Genomic DNA, 17188 nt, shown 5'->3' with positions numbered 1-17188 from the left:
AATTATATATCTTTAACATACCAGATAATTATTGAATATTCTTAAATTCAATTAAAATGAGGTCCCTAATTATAGTCATATTAACCTTAGTTTGTCAGTTCTCAATTGCACAAAAAGAGATAAAACATCAAGTGTATTTTTTAACTGATCAATACGATATTCCAGAAACAGAAGAGAGTCGTTTATTATTGTTTTTGTCGGAAATAGAAAATCTTGATATCAAAAAAATATCTATTTATGGTTTTTGTGATGACAGAGGAAGTGATTCATACAATATGGTGCTCTCACAACAACGCGCAGATGCTATAAAAGAAGTGTTTTCTAACAACGAATTTGATGAATCTGTAATTACTAATGTTGATGGTAAAGGTGAAATATTACTTAATGTTGTTAACGACAATGACCTTTACAAAATTCGTGGATTAAATAGAAAAGTTGAAATCATCGTTCAACCTTATGATCCACCGCGAGAGAAGAAAGTACAGCCTAAAAAAGAGACTACTGAAGATTTATTAAGCGGTGAGCTAAAAGAAGGTGATAAAATTCAATTACAAAATATTCTGTTTCGTACAGGTTATAGTACTTTAACCAAAGAATCTATGGCTGCATTAGATAAAATTGCAGAGGTACTTGTAAAACGCACAGATGTCTATTTTACAATAGAAGGACATGTTTGCTGTACGCATGGTACAAGAGACGCTATAGACCGCAAAACAAAAATTAGAAATTTATCATTAGCTAGAGCTAAAGCAGTGTACGATTATTTCATTAAAAAAGGTGTAAAACACTACCGAATGAAATTTGTAGGTCATAAACGTAAGTTTCCACTTGGCGGCGAGCCTGAACTAGACAGACGTGTTGAAATTTTAGTTACTAGAGTTTTAAAACCTAGAAACTAATCTTGATATAATAGCATATTAATATGCGGAATTCCATCTTCAAGGTACTCATCTCCTACTTCTTTAAATCCTAAATTATTATAAAAGGTTTTGAGATAACATTGTGCAGAAATCCTTATATCTGAGTTATTATAATATCTTTTAATAGCCTCAATTGAAGCTTTCATTATTGTATTTCCATATTTGTAATGACGCTCATTTTCTTTTACCACTACTCTACCAATACTTGCCTCCTTAAAATAATCACCAGCTTTAAAGATGCGTGTATAAGCCACTATTATTTCATCTTTAAAACCTATAACGTGTAAAGATTTTTGATCTTTACCATCGATATCTTGATATACACAATCTTGTTCTACAACAAAGACTTCAGATCTTAATTGTAAGACTTCATATAATTCAGATAAAGTTAATTCATTAAAAGTCTTTACTTGTATTTCTAACATATATCTAATCCTGAACAATTATATCTTTAGCATCTCGCTTACCAAACTCTGGTTGTATGTTAACATGATTAATACCATGATTTTGTTTTACAATGGTTTCAATTTCTCCCAATATAACATCAAATCTTGAAAGCGTAATATCTTCCTTAAAATCTATATGAGCTTCTAAATGGGTTTCATCTTCATTGAGTTGCCAGATATGAACATGATGAACGTTCTTTACTAAATTAAGAGACTCAATATCTTCAACGATTGCTTTCACTGAAGTCGCGTCTGGTGTAAATAACATTAGTACTTTAAATGAACTTTTTAATAAGTCCCAACCCATAACGATAAGGTAAATAGCAATAGCGAAGGTTAAAAGACTGTCTATCCACCAAATTTGATAAAACTTCATTAATAATCCACCTACTAAAACCGCTATACTTGCCATCATATCAGTAAATAGATGCAGGTAAACGGTTTTCATGTTCATATTGTCTTTGGCATTACTTCTAAGTAATAAAACACTAAAACCATTTCCTAAAATAGCAATTATAGATAACCAAATAACAAGGTTAGATTCAATTTCCTGTGGATTTCTATAACGTTCAACAGCTTCAATCATCAAAAATATCGCAACTATAATTAAGGACGCTGCATTGATAAAAGCGGCTAAAATTTCAGCGCGTTTATAGCCAAACGTTCGCTGTAATGACGCTTTTTTCCTTACCAGTTTATTAGCAACTAAACTAATTATTAATGAGATTACATCACTAAAATTATGAAGTGCATCACTTAGTAAGGCTAAACTACCAGATATTACACCACCAATAATCTGAGCCGCTGTTATCGCAATGTTTAAAACAATGGATATAATAAGGTTACGACCATTAAGTTGATGATGGTGATGTGAGTGGTTATGAGAATGAGAGTGACTCAATGATAACGTGTTTTGTCATGCTGAACTAATTTCAGCATCTCATCAGTCAAAATACGCTAAAAAAAGTAATTATTCAATGAGATGACATTGAATAAATTAGCAAGATAAATTAATCTTTTCTACGCGTCTTTGGTGTCGTCCACCTTCAAACTCTGTAGTTAAAAAGGTTTCTACAATTTGTACAGCCTGTTGCGGAGCTGTATATCTTGCAGGTATACAACATATATTGGCATTATTATGTTGTCTTGTAAGTTCAGTAATTTCTTTAGTCCAACACACGCCAGCACGCACATTCTTATATTTATTTGCAGTCATCGCTACACCATTTGCTGTACCACAAATTAAAATACCAAGATCTACTTTATTATCATTAACATCACTAGCAACCGGATGTACAAAATCTGGGTAATCTACACTATCAGCTGTATCTGTTCCGTAATTATTAACAGTATAACCTTTAGATTCTAGTAATTCAATAATTGCTTTTTTGTATTCAGGACCTGCGTGATCGTTACCTATAGAAATTGTCATTTTTTTGTCTTTGCGAGCGCTTTAAAGCAATCTCTTTGTTATTAAATTGAATTTATGCAAAATTACAAATAAGATGTAGGTTTATAAACATGTTCACACCACTTTTAATTACTTGTTAATATCTATCAATAACTCTTAGTAAAAATCTCTTGTTTTATTCCGGAAAATTAACAATTGGTAACTTTCAGTTAACATACAAATCTATTTATGTAAATTTTTTGTGAAGTTATGAGCACTAAATGGTTTGTTGTTAACCTATGTTAAGTTAATTTATTATTAAAAATTAACAGTGAATTACGTTATCAACAATTGTTAATAGCATATATAAAATGCTTCAAAACTAATGGTTTAATTCAGTTTATAACTGTTAATTTCCTTTCAATAATTTTCAATAAAACACTTATCAAAATAAAGCTTCAAAAAGTTATACCGCTATTAACAAACAATAATAATCACTATAATTTTTTAAAATTTTAAAAGAAAAAATAATTAATATAATACTAAATGTGAATAAGTGTTTTTCATTTATTTAACCTTATCTAAACATTTTTAAAATTTAATACTGTAGCTTTGTTGTAAACTTAATAAGTTCTTCTTTCCTGTTATTAAGTTTAATATACTGTCATTCCTGCGTAGGCAGGAATCTATAATAATTCAAGATTCTTCACTCTAATCAGAATGACAACTTAAAAATGAAAACAATATATGGCTAGAAAAAGAAATAAAAAGTCAAGAAAAAATAATATTTCAAATCTTACAAACACCATTCTTGGTATACTAAAAAAAGAACGAAACAAATCCTTTAACTATAAACAAATTGCTGCTATTATCGGTGTAAATGATGCTAGTAGTCGTAATCAAATCATAAAAACCTTAGCAAAACTAGCAGCTAAACAAGAAATAGAACAAGTAGATCGTGGTAAGTTTAGAGCAATAGTGTTTGCAGAGTATTATACTGGTATTTTAGATTTATCGTCAAAAGGAAATGGTTATGTTATAAGTGACGAATTTGATGAAGATGTGTTTATAGCATCTAATAATATCAACAAAGCATTAGACGGTGATGAGGTAGAATTCTATGCTTACAAACGCAGAAAACGAGGTAAGGTAGAAGGTGAGATTACTAACATATTAAATCGAGCTAAAACCGAGTATGTTGGTACCATTCAAATTCATGAGAATAAGAATTTTGCATTTGTAATTGCAGACAGTTCAAAGATGTATAAAGACATTTTTGTACCAATCAATAAAACTAAAAAGGCTGAAGATGGTGATAAAGTATTAATTACCTTAACTGATTGGCCAGAAAAGGCAGATTCACCTTACGGAAAGGTTAAAGAGGTTTTAGGTAAACCAGGTGAACATAGTACAGAGATCCATTCTATACTTGCAGAATATGGGTTACCACATGAGTTTCCTTACGAAGTTGAACAATATGCTAACAAGTTAGATACTTCTATTACTGAAGAAGAAATCGCTAAACGTCGCGATATGCGACAAGATTTAACTTTTACTATAGACCCAAAAGATGCTAAAGATTTTGATGATGCTTTATCTTTTACGGTTTTGGAAAATGGATTGTACGAAATAGGAATTCACATTGCAGATGTATCACATTACTTAGAAGAAGGCACTGTTTTAGATGATGAAGCTTATGAACGTGCAACTTCTATTTATTTAGTAGATCGCGTAGTACCGATGCTTCCAGAGATTTTATCTAATGGTGCTTGTTCTTTAAGACCACACGAAGAAAAGTATACCTTTTCTGCTGTTTTTAAAATGAATGATAAAGCCGAAATTAAAGACCAATGGTTTGGAAGAACAGTGACGTATTCTGATGCACGTTTTGCTTATGAAGAAGCTCAAGCAATTATAGAGCAGAATGTCACGCTGAGCGCAGTTGAAGCGTCTCAACTTAACACCACAATACCAAAAGAAGTCTCATTAACTGGTGAAGCATATAACACAGATGAAAATATTGCATTTGCAGTACTTAAATTAGATGAACTTGCTAAAAAGATGCGTTCAAAACGTATGCGTACTGGCGCCATTTCTTTTGATAAAGTTGAAGTAAAATTTAATTTAGATGAAGCCGCAAATCCGGTTGGAGTATTCTTTAAAACAAGTAAAGATGCTAATAAATTGATTGAAGAATTCATGTTATTAGCTAATAGAAAAGTATCTGAATTTATAGGAAAACAAAATCCAAAGAAAACCTTTGTATACCGTGTACATGATGAACCAGATGAAGCTAAACTAGCACAATTACAAAATGTTGTTGGTCGTTTTGGTCATAAACTAAATTTTAAAGACCGTAATAGTGTAGCATCTTCATTAAACCAATTATTAAGCGATGTAGTAGGGAAGAAGGAGCAGAATTTAGTAGATACCTTAGCAATAAGAACTATGGCAAAGGCCGAATACACAACGCATAATATTGGTCATTATGGGTTAGCTTTTGACTATTATAGCCATTTTACATCACCAATTCGTCGTTATCCAGATGTGATGGCGCATCGTTTATTACAACATTATTTAGATGGTGGACAATCGGCAAATGAAGAAGTATACGAAGAGAAATGTAAGCACTCTAGCAACATGGAATACTTAGCTACAAAAGCCGAACGAGATTCTATTAAATACATGCAGATTCGTTTTATGCAAGACCATCAAGATGAAGAATTTTTAGGTGTAATTTCTGGTGTAACAGATTGGGGAATTTATGTTGAAATTGTTCAGAATAAATGTGAAGGTATGGTAAGTGTAAGAGATATGAAAGACGATACCTATGATTTTGATCAAGACCATTATGCAATGATTGGTAGAAATACACATAGTATGTATCAGCTTGGTGATGAAGTAATTGTGAAGGTAAAAAACACAGATTTAGTAAAGAAACACTTAGACTTTTACATGGTTGGTAAAGCTGAATAAACACCAATTTATCATGCTTAATGTTTTTTAATATCTATAATTAAAATATAAATTATTATGTCAACACAAGATAAATGCAGTGTTTGTGGTTCTAATAAGTTAATGCATGATTTAACTATTGTAGACCATGGACATATGGATGCAAAACATGATTTATCTGTTCATATAAAAACTTCAGATAGACTTATTTTTAATACCTTTAAAAAATCAAAATTAAACGCTTGTATTTGTGGTTCTTGCGGATCAGTAAACTTATCTGTAAATAATCCTCAAGAGTTATGGCAGGCATATTTAAAGCATAAATCTCTATGATATTAACAACAACAAATTCAATAGAAAACTTTAAGATAATAGACTATTTAGGTATCGTAACAGGAGTGGCAATTGCTGAAGAAAAACTTGTTATGGGATTTAGTATGACTAAATACCTAACATCTATTAGAAATAGTGTTGATAGTACAAAGGAAAGAGCTTTTCAGCAATTACAAGAAAATGCAAAGCAATTAAACGCTAATGCAGTCGTTGGTATTAAAGTAGAAATTGAACTTATGTCTAGTAACTATGCTATGGTTTCTGTCACAGGCACTGCTGTAGCCGTTGCTGTTTAAAATAAAATGTATTTGAAATGAAGAAAATTATAATCGCACTAGTCTTAGTATGTAGTATTTCAGCATTTGCTCAAAAAACTATTGAAAGGGAAATAGGTGAATTCAGTACTGTAAAAGTATATGATTTAATCAATCTTAAGATGTATAAGTCCGATGTGAATAAAGTAGTAGTTGCTGGTGATAATAAGGATGATGTTCAAATCATAAACAAAAATGGTAAATTAAAAATCAGAATGATTTTAGAAGAGAGTTATGATGGTGAAGATACAGTTGTAAAACTCTATTATACGTCAGTAGATGTTGTTGATGCTAATGAAGGCGCAAAAGTGACATTTAATGAACCTATAGAACAGTATGAGATCGATTTTAAAACACAGGAAGGTGCTGAAATTACTGCTGAAATAAAAACAACCTATGCTAATTTCAGAGCTGTAACAGGCGGTGAAATTTATGTAACCGGAAGTTCAAAAAATCAAGATATTTCTATTTATACTGGCGGCGTTTTTAACGGAGAAGAATTCATTACAGAAAATACAGAAGTTAGCATTAGTGCTGGTGGTGAAGCATATGTTTATGCAACTGAATACGCGGATATTAGGATAAAGGCTGGAGGAGATGTATATATTTACGGAAAGCCTAAGGAAGTTGATGAAAAAAGAGTTTTTGGTGGAAGAATTAAACGTATGTAATTGGGTTTTGTTTTTTACATTTGTGTAAACTAGAAGCAACTACATGTTTGATGACATCTTAACAGCAATTCCATTCGGAATAATCCTTTCCTTTACCATAGGACCTGTTTTCTTTGTCTTATTAGAAACTAGTGCAACAAAAGGTTTTACTAGTGCAATTATTTTTGATTTAGGTGTCATTTTCGCAGATGTGGTTTTTATCCTACTCATTTTTATGAGTACAGATACATTGTTAGAAAAGATAAAAGACGATCCTAAATTATTAGCTTTTGGTGGCGTTTTGCTCATTGTTTACGGACTAATATCTTTTATAAAAGTTTCTAAATCATTCAGATCTATTGTTAGGGAACATCATAAAATAAGGTTACCAAAAAAAGATTATGGTAAATTATTTGTAAAAGGTTTTCTTCTCAATTTCATAAACATTGGTGTTTTATTAGGTTGGTTAGGTTTTATAGTTATTGGTACATCAATTACGAGTTCAGAAAATGGTGTTGTTGTTTTTATCGTAACAATGTTGACAGCATATTTTTTAACAGATCTAGTCAAAATTGCAGCTGCAAAACGACTTAAAAATAAACTAACACCAAGACGTATTTTTAAAACAAAGAAGATTGTAGCATTGGTAATCTTAGGTTTTGGAATTTTATTACTCTCTCAAGGACTTTTCCCAGAAATTTATGAAAAAGGTAAAGAGCAAATAGATAAGGTGAATCCTATTCATTAAGCCATGACTTACAATGAGGTTATAGAACGCTTTGATACATTAAAGGAACCTGAAAAAGTTACTTTTAAGAAGACAAAGTTTGGCATTGTAGCTCATAATTCTCTTGGTATTTATCATAAAGATTTGCGTTTAATTGCTAAAGAAATAGGGAAAGACAATAATCTTGCTTTGCAGTTATTTGACAGTAGCATTTACGAAGGTCGATTACTATGTAGTAAAATATTTAGACCTCAAGACGTGACCGAAGAACTCATGGAAAAATGGGTTGTAACTTTTGAAAACTGGGAAATTTGTGACAGTTTCTGCATGGCTTTATTTGCTAAAAGTAAGTTTGCATTAGCTAAAATTTTAGAATGGACACATAGAAATTCGGAGTTCGAAAAAAGAGCAGGATTTGCAATTATGGCTGCTTATTGTATGGCAGATAAAACTTCTGATAATAACTTATTTGAACAGTTTTTTCCAATCATAAAAAGAGAAGCTAATGATGACAGAGTTTATGTAAAAAAAGCTGTCAATTGGGCGTTGAGAAGTTTAGGTAAAAGAAATAGAGATTTAAATAAACTTGCAATTGAAGTTTCAAAACAGCTATTAGAATTTGATAGTCCATCAGCGAATTGGATTGCAAAAGATGCTTTAAAAGAGCTTCAAAAAGATAATGTTAGAATGTCTGATTATCCGAGACATATTTACAGAGCAATCTGATTTAATTACTAATTATGAAATATATCAGAACTTTAGTTTTAGTATTTACACTGTTGTATGTCAGTAATTTAAATGCTCAATTTACCTGGACACCTGCAAAGGTAATTTTAAAAAATGGTGAATCATTTAGAGGATTAGTCAAGTTTCCTAAAAACTTTAATAGCATAATAACTATTGGATCTTCAAAATTTAAATATCGAAAAAACAAAAAATCTAAAGTTCAAAAATTAGGTAGTGATACTGTGGAAGAAGTGGTGTTTGGTGATGAAGACTTTAGAACTGTTCACTTTAAATATGTATCGGTAAGCAAGAATAGGTCTATTTTAATGGAAGAAATAATAAGAGGAAAAGTGAGTTTGTTTGCTAGAACAACTTTAACCACTGAAACAATAGTTGATTATACTTTAGAAGATTATGAGACAACCATTTATTACGACAAAATAGACTATTATTTAATTAAAGAAACAGAGATCAAAGCGACGAAGGTTCCTGCAGTCACCACAAAATACATGTATAAGAGTTTCATAAAGAAATATTTTGAGGATTGTGATAAATTAGTAGGTTATATTGAAGATGAACTTTATAGTCGCAATGAATTATTAGAGCTCGTAGAAGATTACAATTTACTATGCGATGAATAAGTCTAGTATAAAAAAAGATATGTCCTAATGGTAATAGCTTTTTGAAGAGTGGACGAATTAGAAGCGCATTAGACTGTAATTAAATTTTTCAAAAATTTATATTTAGAATACTCTCAACATATGTTGAGAGTAAAAATAGTTTTCAAGCAGATTCTGAACCGAATAAGTTTTAATTAATTTTCTTAAAATTTACTCATAAAAAAAGCTACTACTTAAAAAAGTAATAGCTTAATGAAATTTAGAGGTGTCGAGCGGATTCGAACCGCTGTAGATGGTGTTGCAGACCACTGCCTAGCCACTCGGCCACGACACCTTTTTGCAAGGGCAAATATATAAATTATATACGTTTTACCATATATAGGTTTACTTTTTTCGCTTTTCTGAAAGTATTATTGTCACCTTTTCAACATCACCACCAATAGGAGGATTTATTTTACTTACAGTAACTTTAGCTTTTTCTACAAGTTGGTCCTCTTTAAAAATGCGATCAATAATAAGTTTAGCAACGGTTTCAAGAAGTTTTTTAGGTTTTGCCATTTCTTCAACGACTATCTTATTAAGTAATACATAGTCAATGGTATCTTCCAATTCATCAGATTTTGCAGAAGGTAATAAGTTACCTTTTACTTCTACATCAACTCTATAATCGCTACCAATAGCTGTTTCTTCCTTTAAACAACCATGGTTTGCAAAAACTCTTATGTTTTCAACTTTTATTATTCCCATGTTGCGAAGATAAACCTTCTGTCATTATTTCTGTCACACTGTGCTTGTCGAAGTGCTAATTTGTAAAAAAGTCAAAAATATTACTCATTGCACTAGTTTTCGCCTTAAAGAACTCAGTATATGTGCATTTTTTACAAGTAACTGATGTGAATTTTTTATTCTGAATATCAAATATTTTAGACAACGTGCCACCTGTAGCTCTCATTTCATCAATTTCATAAGTTGTATTATCGCATTTAGGACATCTATAATTCATCGTTTTTGGTTTTAGTTATACATTCTATAAGTGTTGAATGGTGCATAAATGTTACATTTTGCTTAGTTTTGCAGTCGAAATTTTTCAATAATGTCAGATTATAAGGCACTCAATTTTATTGAGCAAATCATAGAAGAAGACTTAGCTAATGGTTTATCAAAAGATAAACTAAGGTTTCGTTTTCCACCAGAACCAAATGGTTATTTACACATTGGTCATACCAAGGCTATAGGTATTAGTTTTGGTTTAGGTGAAACCTATAATGCACCAGTAAACCTTCGTTTTGATGATACCAATCCTGCAAAAGAAGAGCAAGAATATGTTGATGCTATAAAGCGCGATATTGCTTGGTTAGGTTACAAATGGGAAAACGAATTGTATTCATCTGATTACTTTCAGAAGTTATATGACTGGGCAGTTCAGATGATAAATGACGGATTGGCTTATGTAGATAGCCAAACGTCTGAAGCGATGGCTGAACAAAAAGGCACACCAACGCAAGTTGGTACTGCGAGTCCATATCGAGATAGAAGCATTGAAGAAAATCTTGATTTATTCACAAGAATGAAAAACGGTGAATTTGAAGCGGGAACTCACGTGCTTCGTGCCAAGATTGATATGGAGGATCCAAATATGCTCATGCGAGATCCAATAATGTACCGTATTATGTATGCACATCATCATAGAACAGGTGATGATTGGTGTATTTACCCAATGTATGATTGGACGCATGGTGAAAGCGATTATATTGAGCAGATTTCTCATTCATTATGCTCGTTAGAATTTAAACCTCACAGAAAGCTTTATAACTGGTTTAGAGATCATGTATATAATTACAGCAATGATTATCTACCAATGCCGCCGAAACAGCGCGAATTTGCACGTTTAAACTTAAGTTATACTATTATGAGTAAGCGTAAGTTATTACGTTTGGTTAATGAAGGTATTGTAACAGGTTGGGATGACCCAAGAATGCCAACTATTTCAGGATTGCGACGTCGTGGATATACACCTAAATCCATTAGAAATTTCATAGAAAAAGTTGGTGTTGCTAAGCGTGAAAATGTCATTGATGTATCGCTTTTGGAATTTTGTGTTCGAGAGGATTTAAATAAAACAGCTAATCGTGTGATGGCAGTTTTAGATCCTGTAAAAGTGGTTATTACTAATTATCCTGAAGACAAAGAAGAATGGTTAGAAGCTGAAAATAACCAAGAAGACGAGAACGCCGGATATAGAAAAGTGCCTTTTTCTAGAGAAATCTATATCGAAAAAGAAGATTTTAAAGAAGAGGCTGGCAATAAGTTCTTTAGATTAAAATTAGGTGGAGAAGTACGATTAAAGAATGCATACATCATTAAAGCTGAAAGCGTGGTTAAAGATGATACCGGAAACATTACTGAAATCCATTGTACTTATGATACAGACACGTCTAAAAAAGTAAAAGGAACATTGCATTGGGTTTCTATAAAACATTCCATTAAAGTTGAGGTTAGAGAATACGATAGGCTGTTTATGGATGAAGCACCAGACAGTCATGGAGACAAAGACTTCATGGAATTCTTAAATCCAAATTCACTGACTGTTAAAGAAGCTTTTGTAGAACCAAGTTTAGCCGAGGTTAAAGTAGGTGAGCAGTTCCAATTTCAAAGATTAGGTTACTTTAATGTTGATAATGATTCTACTGCGGAACATTTAGTATTTAATAAAACGGTTGGACTAAGAGATACCTGGGCAAAACAAAAACCAAAGCCTCAAAATAATCAAGGACAACCAAAACCACAACAGCAAAGACCGCAGCGCAAACCAATTGATGTGATTAAGCAATTAGGGAAGAAATACACGAATCTTCCTGAAGAAAAACAGCAAAAAGTAAGAGCTGAGATATTAGAGCTTGCTAAAGATGTGTTTTACGAGGATTTGGAGCCGTTATTTGGTACAGCTGCAAAAAAAGTAGGCACACGTATTGCAACAATGTTAAGCTTGTCCGTTTTGCTTAAAAATGGCTTAGAACACAATGATGCTATCAATCAATTTATCTCGAAAGCATTAGAAGATAAGAACGAGCTTTTAGTTGCTGAAGCAAAAGCAATAAATTAATAGAATTGTTATGCTGAATTTATTTCGGCATCTCATTAACAAAACCTCTAAGAAATTCGCTTGGAGGTTTTGTTGTATTTTTAATTCAGATAATAAAAACGACAACATTGAAGCCTTATCTTTCATTATACTTCATTTTAGTATTAGTTCTTCTTTCTTGTGAAAAAGATAATAATACAAATCAACCTAGTGGTTCAGACCTAGATTATTGTACAAATACTAATCGGTTTTCTGATATTGATACATTTAGTGTATCTGATGTAGCGTCCGAAACAAATGTTTTATACGGACAGGCAGAAGATTGGCAGGGCAATCTTATTAACCTTGAGTTTGATGTGTATTATCCAAATGACAATGTTGAGGATTTAGAAAATAGACCAGCGATCTTATTAATTCATGGAGGTGGTTTTATAAATGGAAGTAAAGAGGGTTGGACTGATGAATGTGTCGCTTTTGCTAAAAAAGGTTTTGTGGCAATAACCATGAACTATAGATTAGGATGGGATACAAGTAACCCTGAAAATAGGATTAATGCTATTTACAGGGCACAACAAGATGCTAATGCTGCCATGAGAGATATTGTACATAACGCATCCGATTATAACATTGATTCAAATAGGTTGTTTATTGGTGGTGGAAGTGCAGGTGCAATAACAGCCCTAAATGTGATATATGGAAATCAAGAGGACTGGAACACATTTATTCCCAATATTCAAGTTGAAAACGGAAGTCTTAACGGATCAGGTAATAATTTGACAGATCAATTTTCAATTAAAGGCGTATTTAACAATTGGGGAGCAACATTTATTGATTTTGTACAAAGTTCTGAAATGAAACCTCTCATTTCATTTCATGGTGACATGGACGCCACGGTTTCTATAGATGAAGGAGAATTCGGATTATCAGGCTCTAGAGTATTAACAAACTTGCTAAACGAGAATAATGTTTGTACTGATTTTACAATTCAAATAAATGGTGGTCATGGTATATATACGACCACATCAGGTCGACAATTTAGAGTAGATAGAGCAACCTGTTTTTTCAAAAGTATAATGTGTAATTCTTGTGATACATTTTATAGTACGGAACAAGTATTGCCAACTTGTTCTAATCCTTAAGATTTGTCTTAACAAATAGTTTTGTACTTTTAAATCATACTAACTATAAATCAAGTAAAATGGAATTAAATGTTTTAGCAATTGTAGTTGCTGCAATTGTGCCTCTATTTGTTGGTGCCATTTGGTACAACCCAAAAGTATTTGGAAACACCTGGATGAAAGCATCTGGAATGACTGAGGAGAAAATAAAAAGTGGAAATATTGCTGTTATTTTTGGTGTCACTTTAGTCTTATCATTTATGTTGGCGTTTTCTGTAAATGGCATGGTAATTCATCAGATAGCTGCTGAACAATTAGCATTTACAAATCCAGATTCAGAAGCTTTTAAAGCTTTTATGGAAGAGTTTGGTAATGTGCATCGTTCTTATGGCCATGGTGCATTGCATGGAGCAATAGGAGCTTTATTTTTTGTATTGCCAGTATTAGGTATTAATGCACTCTTTGAACGCAAAAGTGGAAAATATATTTTTATTAATGTTGCTTATTGGGTGGTTACTCTAGCAATAATGGATGCTATTCTTTGTGGATGGCAATAATATAATTCCTGCTTTCGTAGAAATCTTATAAAAACAAAAAAAACCTTTAGAATTAATTTTCTAAAGGTGTTTTTTATTCCAAATAACCCTAAAAACTATTCCTCGTTTTTAGGTTTTTTAGCATTTTTCATTGCTTCACCAATCTGATTACTAGCTGTAAAACTTGCAACCATATCGTTAAGCATATTACTACCAGCCTGTGGCGAATTAGGTAATAAAATTAAGTTACTGTTTGTTTCTTGGCCAATAGATTGTAACGTGTCGTAGTGTTGTGTTACTACAATAAGAGCAGAAGCTTCTTGTGAGTTAATTCCAACTTTATTTAATACTTCTACAGACTCTTCAAGTCCACGCGCAATTTCTCGTCTTTGGTCCGCAATACCTTGACCTTGTAAACGCTTACTTTCAGCTTCGGCTTTAGCTTTTTCCACAATAAGAATACGTGCAGCATCACCCTCATATTGTGCCGCTACTTTTTCTCTTTCAGAAGCATTAATACGGTTCATTGCAGCTTTTACTTGCGCATCTGGGTCAATATCTGTAACTAAGGTTTTAATGATATCGTAACCGTATTCAAACATGTATTCTTGTAAATCTCTTTTTACGGCAATAGCGATATCATCTTTTTTTACAAAGACATCATCAAGCTTCATTTTAGGAACTTCGGCACGTACCACGTCAAATACAAAAGATGTAATTTGGTCATGAGGATAATCTAGTTTATAAAAAGCATCATATACTTTATCTCGAATAACTTTATACTGTACAGAAACTTTAAGACGCACAAATACGTCATCTAAAGTTTTGGTTTCAATTATGACATCTAATTGTTGAATTTTTAAACTTAGCTTACCCGAAATACGGTCAACTAATGGAATCTTTATTTGTAAACCAGAATGTCTAATACTTTGAAACCTACCAAAACGTTCAATGACTGCTGCCGTTTGTTGTTTCACAATAAAGAAAGCAGATATTAATATAATAACTGAGAAAAAAATGATAACATAAATAAAAGGTGAACCCATAATTATAGTTTTAAGTTAGTGTATATGAGAGATTAAAAGTAAGTAATATTCGTATAATTTCATTAGGTTTGTTGGAACAAGCCTCAAATTTTATATGAAATATTTCAAACCTATATTATTAGTAGTTGTAACTACCACTTTTGTTACAAATTCTTTTGCTCAACATAGAAGAGTCGTTATTAAAAATGGGTTTTCTATTGGTGGCGGAATTACACAGTTTAATATTCTTACAGATAATTTTGAAACCACACAATCTAACGGTTGGATTATTAATGCATCAGCCACAGCTGAGGTTCCTCATAAGTGGTATGATGTGAGTTATTCAATACAATTGTCCGATAATAATTTTGAAGTGGCAGGTTTGTTTTTTGATGAAGATGTTTTTATTGAAAGACAAATAGAATATAATCTTATGGCAGCACAATTATCCTTTTTAATGCATGCTAAGGTTGTAAAAAATGTGTTTTCAATAGATTTTGGCCCAATGCTGCAATACAATAGCAAGCTTGAATTACAATCTAATAATCCTGAAAATTTAGCGGTTAGAATTAATGAAACTGCGGTTGCAGCAGATGCAATTACAAATATCTCTCAGTTTAATGTTAATGGAGTAGTGGGAGCAACTTTAGGTTTTAAGTACATAAAGTTTAGAGCCCAATATATTTATGGCTTTACCAATATCCTTGGAAAGCTAAATAAAGAAGATATAATTTCTAAGGATTTTAAAGGCAATCAAAGCTTGATTGCCTTAATGGCTCTAATAAATTTTTAGGCTTCTATTAAATTTTGAATTCGTTTTAGACTTTCAGCTTTACCAATCATAAACATTATATCAAAGACATCTGGACCTTGTAAAGCGCCAACCAACGCCACACGCAATGGCATCATTACTTTACCAAAGCCTATTTCTTTAGAAGTTATCCAACCTTTTATTGCAGTTTGAAGTGTTTCTTTTGAAGAATCGTCAGCTTGTTCAACAACAGTAACTAATTCTTCTAAAAGTTGTTTAGTGTCGTCTTTTATGGCTTTTTTGAGTGCTTTTGCATCAAACTCTTTTGGCGCAGCAAAGAAGAAATGCGTTAAGTCCCAAAAGTCAGACACAAATGTTGCCCGCTCTTTAACTAGGTCAATCACCATTTCTATATAGTTGATGTCTATATCTGCAAGTTCTGAAGTTGAATTCTTAAAAGCTTCAGCTAAACCAGCATTAGACTGTACTTGCATGTACTGATGATTAAACCATTTGGTTTTATCTGGGTCAAAACGCGCACCTGCTTTATTAACTTTCTTTAAATCGAATGCATTTACAAGCTCATCTAAGCTAAATATTTCTTGTTCTGTGCCTGGATTCCAACCTAAGAAGGCTAAAAAGTTAACTACAGCTTCTGGGAAATATCCATCTTCGTTATAACCACGAGAAACATCATTGGTTTTTGAGTCATTCCATTCTAAAGGAAATACTGGAAAACCTAATTTATCACCATCACGTTTGCTTAATTTTCCTTTTCCTGTAGGTTTTAAAATCAATGGTAAATGTGCAAATTCTGGTGCATCCCAACCAAAAGCATCATATAACAAATAATGAAGTGCTAAAGAAGGTAACCATTCTTCCCCACGAATGACATGAGAGATTTTCATTAAATGGTCATCTACAATATTGGCAAGGTGATAAGTTGGCATACCATCACTTTTAAACAATACTTTATCATCTAAAATATTAGTGTCTATTTTTATCTCACCTCTAATAATATCTTGTAACACTAAAGTTTCATCTTGTGGCGATTTAAATCGAATGACATAATCTTCACCAGCATCAATTTTAGCTTTTACATCTTCTTCAGATAACACTAATGAGTTTACTAAACGACCTTTTTCTCTGTTGTGCCAGTTGTAAATAAAAGTTTTACCATTGGCTTCATGGTCTTTTCTATGTGTATCTAATTGTTCTGCAGTATCAAAGGCATAATATGCTTTTCCTTCAGCAACTAATTGGTCTGCATATTGCTTATACATAGCTTTACGCTCGCTTTGTCTGTAAGGACCAAATTGACCAGGTTTAGCCGGACTTTCATCAAAAGGAATGTTCAGCCATTCCATTGACTTTACGATATAATCTTCAGCACCTTCAACAAACCTATTTTGGTCTGTATCTTCTATACGGAGCACAAAAGTACCGCCGTGTTTTTTAGCAAATAAATAGTTGAATAAAGCAGTTCTTACACCACCAATATGTAAAGGTCCTGTTGGACTAGGCGCAAAGCGCACACGAACATTTGACATTATCTCTTTTTTTGAAGGGCCAAAGATACTAGACAATATACAGAT

The 17188-nt window shown here is 32.2% G+C and carries 19 protein-coding genes and 1 tRNA gene; 12 read left to right on the top strand and 8 right to left on the bottom strand.

The window, feature by feature from the left end; genetic code table 11:
* The first annotated feature begins 56 nt into the window (after positions 1–56).
* Entirely contained in the window at positions 57–899 is an 843-nt protein-coding gene (locus HRU50_RS06575) for an OmpA family protein (RefSeq protein ID WP_296349450.1), read from the top strand.
* Here the strand turns inward: HRU50_RS06575 and HRU50_RS06570 are convergent.
* From HRU50_RS06570 to rpiB, 3 genes are all read right to left on the bottom strand, one after another.
* Positions 896–1345: a GNAT family N-acetyltransferase gene (locus HRU50_RS06570; protein ID WP_296349448.1), complete on the bottom strand. Its 450-nt coding sequence runs from the start codon at positions 1343–1345 to the stop codon at positions 896–898. The two genes, HRU50_RS06575 and HRU50_RS06570, sit on opposite strands and share 4 nt — an antisense overlap.
* Before the next feature lie 4 nt (positions 1346–1349).
* Entirely contained in the window at positions 1350–2267 is a 918-nt protein-coding gene (locus HRU50_RS06565) for a cation diffusion facilitator family transporter (protein WP_296349447.1), read from the bottom strand.
* 96 nt (positions 2268–2363) lie between these two features.
* Positions 2364–2798, bottom strand: coding sequence for a ribose 5-phosphate isomerase B (rpiB, locus tag HRU50_RS06560; protein ID WP_296349445.1), 435 nt, complete (start codon positions 2796–2798; stop codon positions 2364–2366).
* A gap of 705 nt (positions 2799–3503) precedes the next feature.
* Here rpiB and rnr point away from each other — a divergent pair.
* The 7 genes from rnr to HRU50_RS06525 are packed head-to-tail and all read left to right on the top strand — an operon-like array spanning position 3504 to position 9102.
* Entirely contained in the window at positions 3504–5732 is a 2229-nt protein-coding gene (rnr, locus tag HRU50_RS06555) for a ribonuclease R (protein WP_296349442.1), read from the top strand.
* 57 nt (positions 5733–5789) lie between these two features.
* Positions 5790–6044 (top strand): hypothetical protein, encoded by a 255-nt coding sequence (locus HRU50_RS06550; RefSeq protein WP_296349440.1) that lies wholly within the window; start codon positions 5790–5792, stop codon positions 6042–6044.
* On the top strand, positions 6041–6340 hold the full coding sequence (locus HRU50_RS06545) for a heavy metal-binding domain-containing protein (protein ID WP_296349438.1): 300 nt from the start codon (positions 6041–6043) through the stop codon (positions 6338–6340). The genes HRU50_RS06550 and HRU50_RS06545 overlap by 4 nt, the downstream gene beginning before the upstream one ends.
* Positions 6341–6357: 17 nt before the next feature.
* The gene (locus HRU50_RS06540) at positions 6358–7029 is read left to right on the top strand and encodes a head GIN domain-containing protein (RefSeq protein ID WP_296349436.1); all 672 of its coding nucleotides are present in this window, start codon (positions 6358–6360) and stop codon (positions 7027–7029) included.
* Positions 7030–7072: 43 nt separating this feature from the next.
* The gene (locus HRU50_RS06535) at positions 7073–7756 is read left to right on the top strand and encodes a LysE family transporter (RefSeq protein ID WP_296349434.1); all 684 of its coding nucleotides are present in this window, start codon (positions 7073–7075) and stop codon (positions 7754–7756) included.
* Positions 7757–7759: 3 nt separating this feature from the next.
* On the top strand, positions 7760–8461 hold the full coding sequence (locus HRU50_RS06530) for a DNA alkylation repair protein (protein ID WP_296349432.1): 702 nt from the start codon (positions 7760–7762) through the stop codon (positions 8459–8461).
* Between the two features lie 14 nt (positions 8462–8475).
* Complete coding sequence (locus HRU50_RS06525) at positions 8476–9102, top strand: hypothetical protein (RefSeq protein ID WP_296349429.1); 627 nt, start codon at positions 8476–8478, stop codon at positions 9100–9102.
* Between the two features lie 242 nt (positions 9103–9344).
* Here HRU50_RS06525 and HRU50_RS06520 read toward each other — a convergent pair.
* The 3 genes from HRU50_RS06520 to HRU50_RS06510 form a co-directional block, all read right to left on the bottom strand.
* Positions 9345–9415 (bottom strand) — tRNA-Cys (locus HRU50_RS06520).
* 50 nt (positions 9416–9465) lie between these two features.
* Positions 9466–9828: a dihydroneopterin aldolase gene (folB, locus tag HRU50_RS06515; RefSeq protein ID WP_296349427.1), complete on the bottom strand. Its 363-nt coding sequence runs from the start codon at positions 9826–9828 to the stop codon at positions 9466–9468.
* A gap of 55 nt (positions 9829–9883) precedes the next feature.
* Complete coding sequence (locus HRU50_RS06510) at positions 9884–10084, bottom strand: zinc ribbon domain-containing protein (RefSeq protein ID WP_296349425.1); 201 nt, start codon at positions 10082–10084, stop codon at positions 9884–9886.
* A gap of 87 nt (positions 10085–10171) precedes the next feature.
* Here HRU50_RS06510 and HRU50_RS06505 point away from each other — a divergent pair, with 87 nt between their 5' ends.
* From HRU50_RS06505 to HRU50_RS06495, 3 genes are all read left to right on the top strand, one after another.
* Positions 10172–12184, top strand: coding sequence for a glutamine--tRNA ligase/YqeY domain fusion protein (locus HRU50_RS06505; protein ID WP_296350153.1), 2013 nt, complete (start codon positions 10172–10174; stop codon positions 12182–12184).
* Positions 12185–12291: 107 nt separating this feature from the next.
* Positions 12292–13302 (top strand): alpha/beta hydrolase, encoded by a 1011-nt coding sequence (locus tag HRU50_RS06500; RefSeq protein WP_296349423.1) that lies wholly within the window; start codon positions 12292–12294, stop codon positions 13300–13302.
* 59 nt (positions 13303–13361) lie between these two features.
* A complete protein-coding gene (locus tag HRU50_RS06495; protein WP_296349407.1) occupies positions 13362–13838 on the top strand; it encodes a DUF1761 domain-containing protein in 477 nt (158 codons plus the stop codon).
* A gap of 95 nt (positions 13839–13933) precedes the next feature.
* Here HRU50_RS06495 and HRU50_RS06490 read toward each other — a convergent pair whose 3' ends face one another.
* On the bottom strand, positions 13934–14863 hold the full coding sequence (locus HRU50_RS06490; RefSeq protein ID WP_296349405.1) for an SPFH domain-containing protein: 930 nt from the start codon (positions 14861–14863) through the stop codon (positions 13934–13936).
* Positions 14864–14957: 94 nt separating this feature from the next.
* Here HRU50_RS06490 and HRU50_RS06485 point away from each other — a divergent pair, with 94 nt between their 5' ends.
* The gene (locus tag HRU50_RS06485) at positions 14958–15635 is read left to right on the top strand and encodes a hypothetical protein (protein WP_296349402.1); all 678 of its coding nucleotides are present in this window, start codon (positions 14958–14960) and stop codon (positions 15633–15635) included.
* On the opposite strand, the gene gltX is transcribed toward HRU50_RS06485, so the two are convergent.
* Positions 15632–17146 carry a glutamate--tRNA ligase gene (gene gltX / locus HRU50_RS06480; protein ID WP_296350151.1) on the bottom strand — a complete coding sequence of 505 codons (1515 nt, stop codon included), beginning with the start codon at positions 17144–17146 and terminating at the stop codon, positions 15632–15634. The two genes, HRU50_RS06485 and gltX, sit on opposite strands and share 4 nt — an antisense overlap.
* Positions 17147–17188 lie beyond the last annotated feature (42 nt).

Source organism: Winogradskyella sp. (assembly GCF_013213835.1).
Lineage (GTDB): Bacteria > Bacteroidota > Bacteroidia > Flavobacteriales > Flavobacteriaceae > Winogradskyella.
The sequence above is the reverse complement of the archived record's forward strand: the minus strand, read 5'-3'. Positions and strand labels throughout refer to the sequence as shown.

What these genes read in the sequence shown, in the direction of transcription:
- HRU50_RS06575 (WP_296349450.1), top strand. Translation starts at nt 57, where the DNA reads ATGAGGTCCCTAATTATAGTCATATTAACCTTAGTTTGTCAGTTCTCA.
- HRU50_RS06570 (WP_296349448.1), bottom strand. Translation starts at nt 1,345, where the DNA reads ATGTTAGAAATACAAGTAAAGACTTTTAATGAATTAACTTTATCTGAA.
- rpiB (WP_296349445.1), bottom strand. Translation starts at nt 2,798, where the DNA reads ATGACAATTTCTATAGGTAACGATCACGCAGGTCCTGAATACAAAAAA.
- rnr (WP_296349442.1), top strand. Translation starts at nt 3,504, where the DNA reads ATGGCTAGAAAAAGAAATAAAAAGTCAAGAAAAAATAATATTTCAAAT.
- HRU50_RS06550 (WP_296349440.1), top strand. Translation starts at nt 5,790, where the DNA reads ATGTCAACACAAGATAAATGCAGTGTTTGTGGTTCTAATAAGTTAATG.
- HRU50_RS06545 (WP_296349438.1), top strand. Translation starts at nt 6,041, where the DNA reads ATGATATTAACAACAACAAATTCAATAGAAAACTTTAAGATAATAGAC.
- HRU50_RS06540 (WP_296349436.1), top strand. Translation starts at nt 6,358, where the DNA reads ATGAAGAAAATTATAATCGCACTAGTCTTAGTATGTAGTATTTCAGCA.
- HRU50_RS06535 (WP_296349434.1), top strand. Translation starts at nt 7,073, where the DNA reads ATGTTTGATGACATCTTAACAGCAATTCCATTCGGAATAATCCTTTCC.
- HRU50_RS06530 (WP_296349432.1), top strand. Translation starts at nt 7,760, where the DNA reads ATGACTTACAATGAGGTTATAGAACGCTTTGATACATTAAAGGAACCT.
- HRU50_RS06525 (WP_296349429.1), top strand. Translation starts at nt 8,476, where the DNA reads ATGAAATATATCAGAACTTTAGTTTTAGTATTTACACTGTTGTATGTC.
- folB (WP_296349427.1), bottom strand. Translation starts at nt 9,828, where the DNA reads ATGGGAATAATAAAAGTTGAAAACATAAGAGTTTTTGCAAACCATGGT.
- HRU50_RS06510 (WP_296349425.1), bottom strand. Translation starts at nt 10,084, where the DNA reads ATGAATTATAGATGTCCTAAATGCGATAATACAACTTATGAAATTGAT.
- HRU50_RS06495 (WP_296349407.1), top strand. Translation starts at nt 13,362, where the DNA reads ATGGAATTAAATGTTTTAGCAATTGTAGTTGCTGCAATTGTGCCTCTA.
- HRU50_RS06490 (WP_296349405.1), bottom strand. Translation starts at nt 14,863, where the DNA reads ATGGGTTCACCTTTTATTTATGTTATCATTTTTTTCTCAGTTATTATA.
- HRU50_RS06485 (WP_296349402.1), top strand. Translation starts at nt 14,958, where the DNA reads ATGAAATATTTCAAACCTATATTATTAGTAGTTGTAACTACCACTTTT.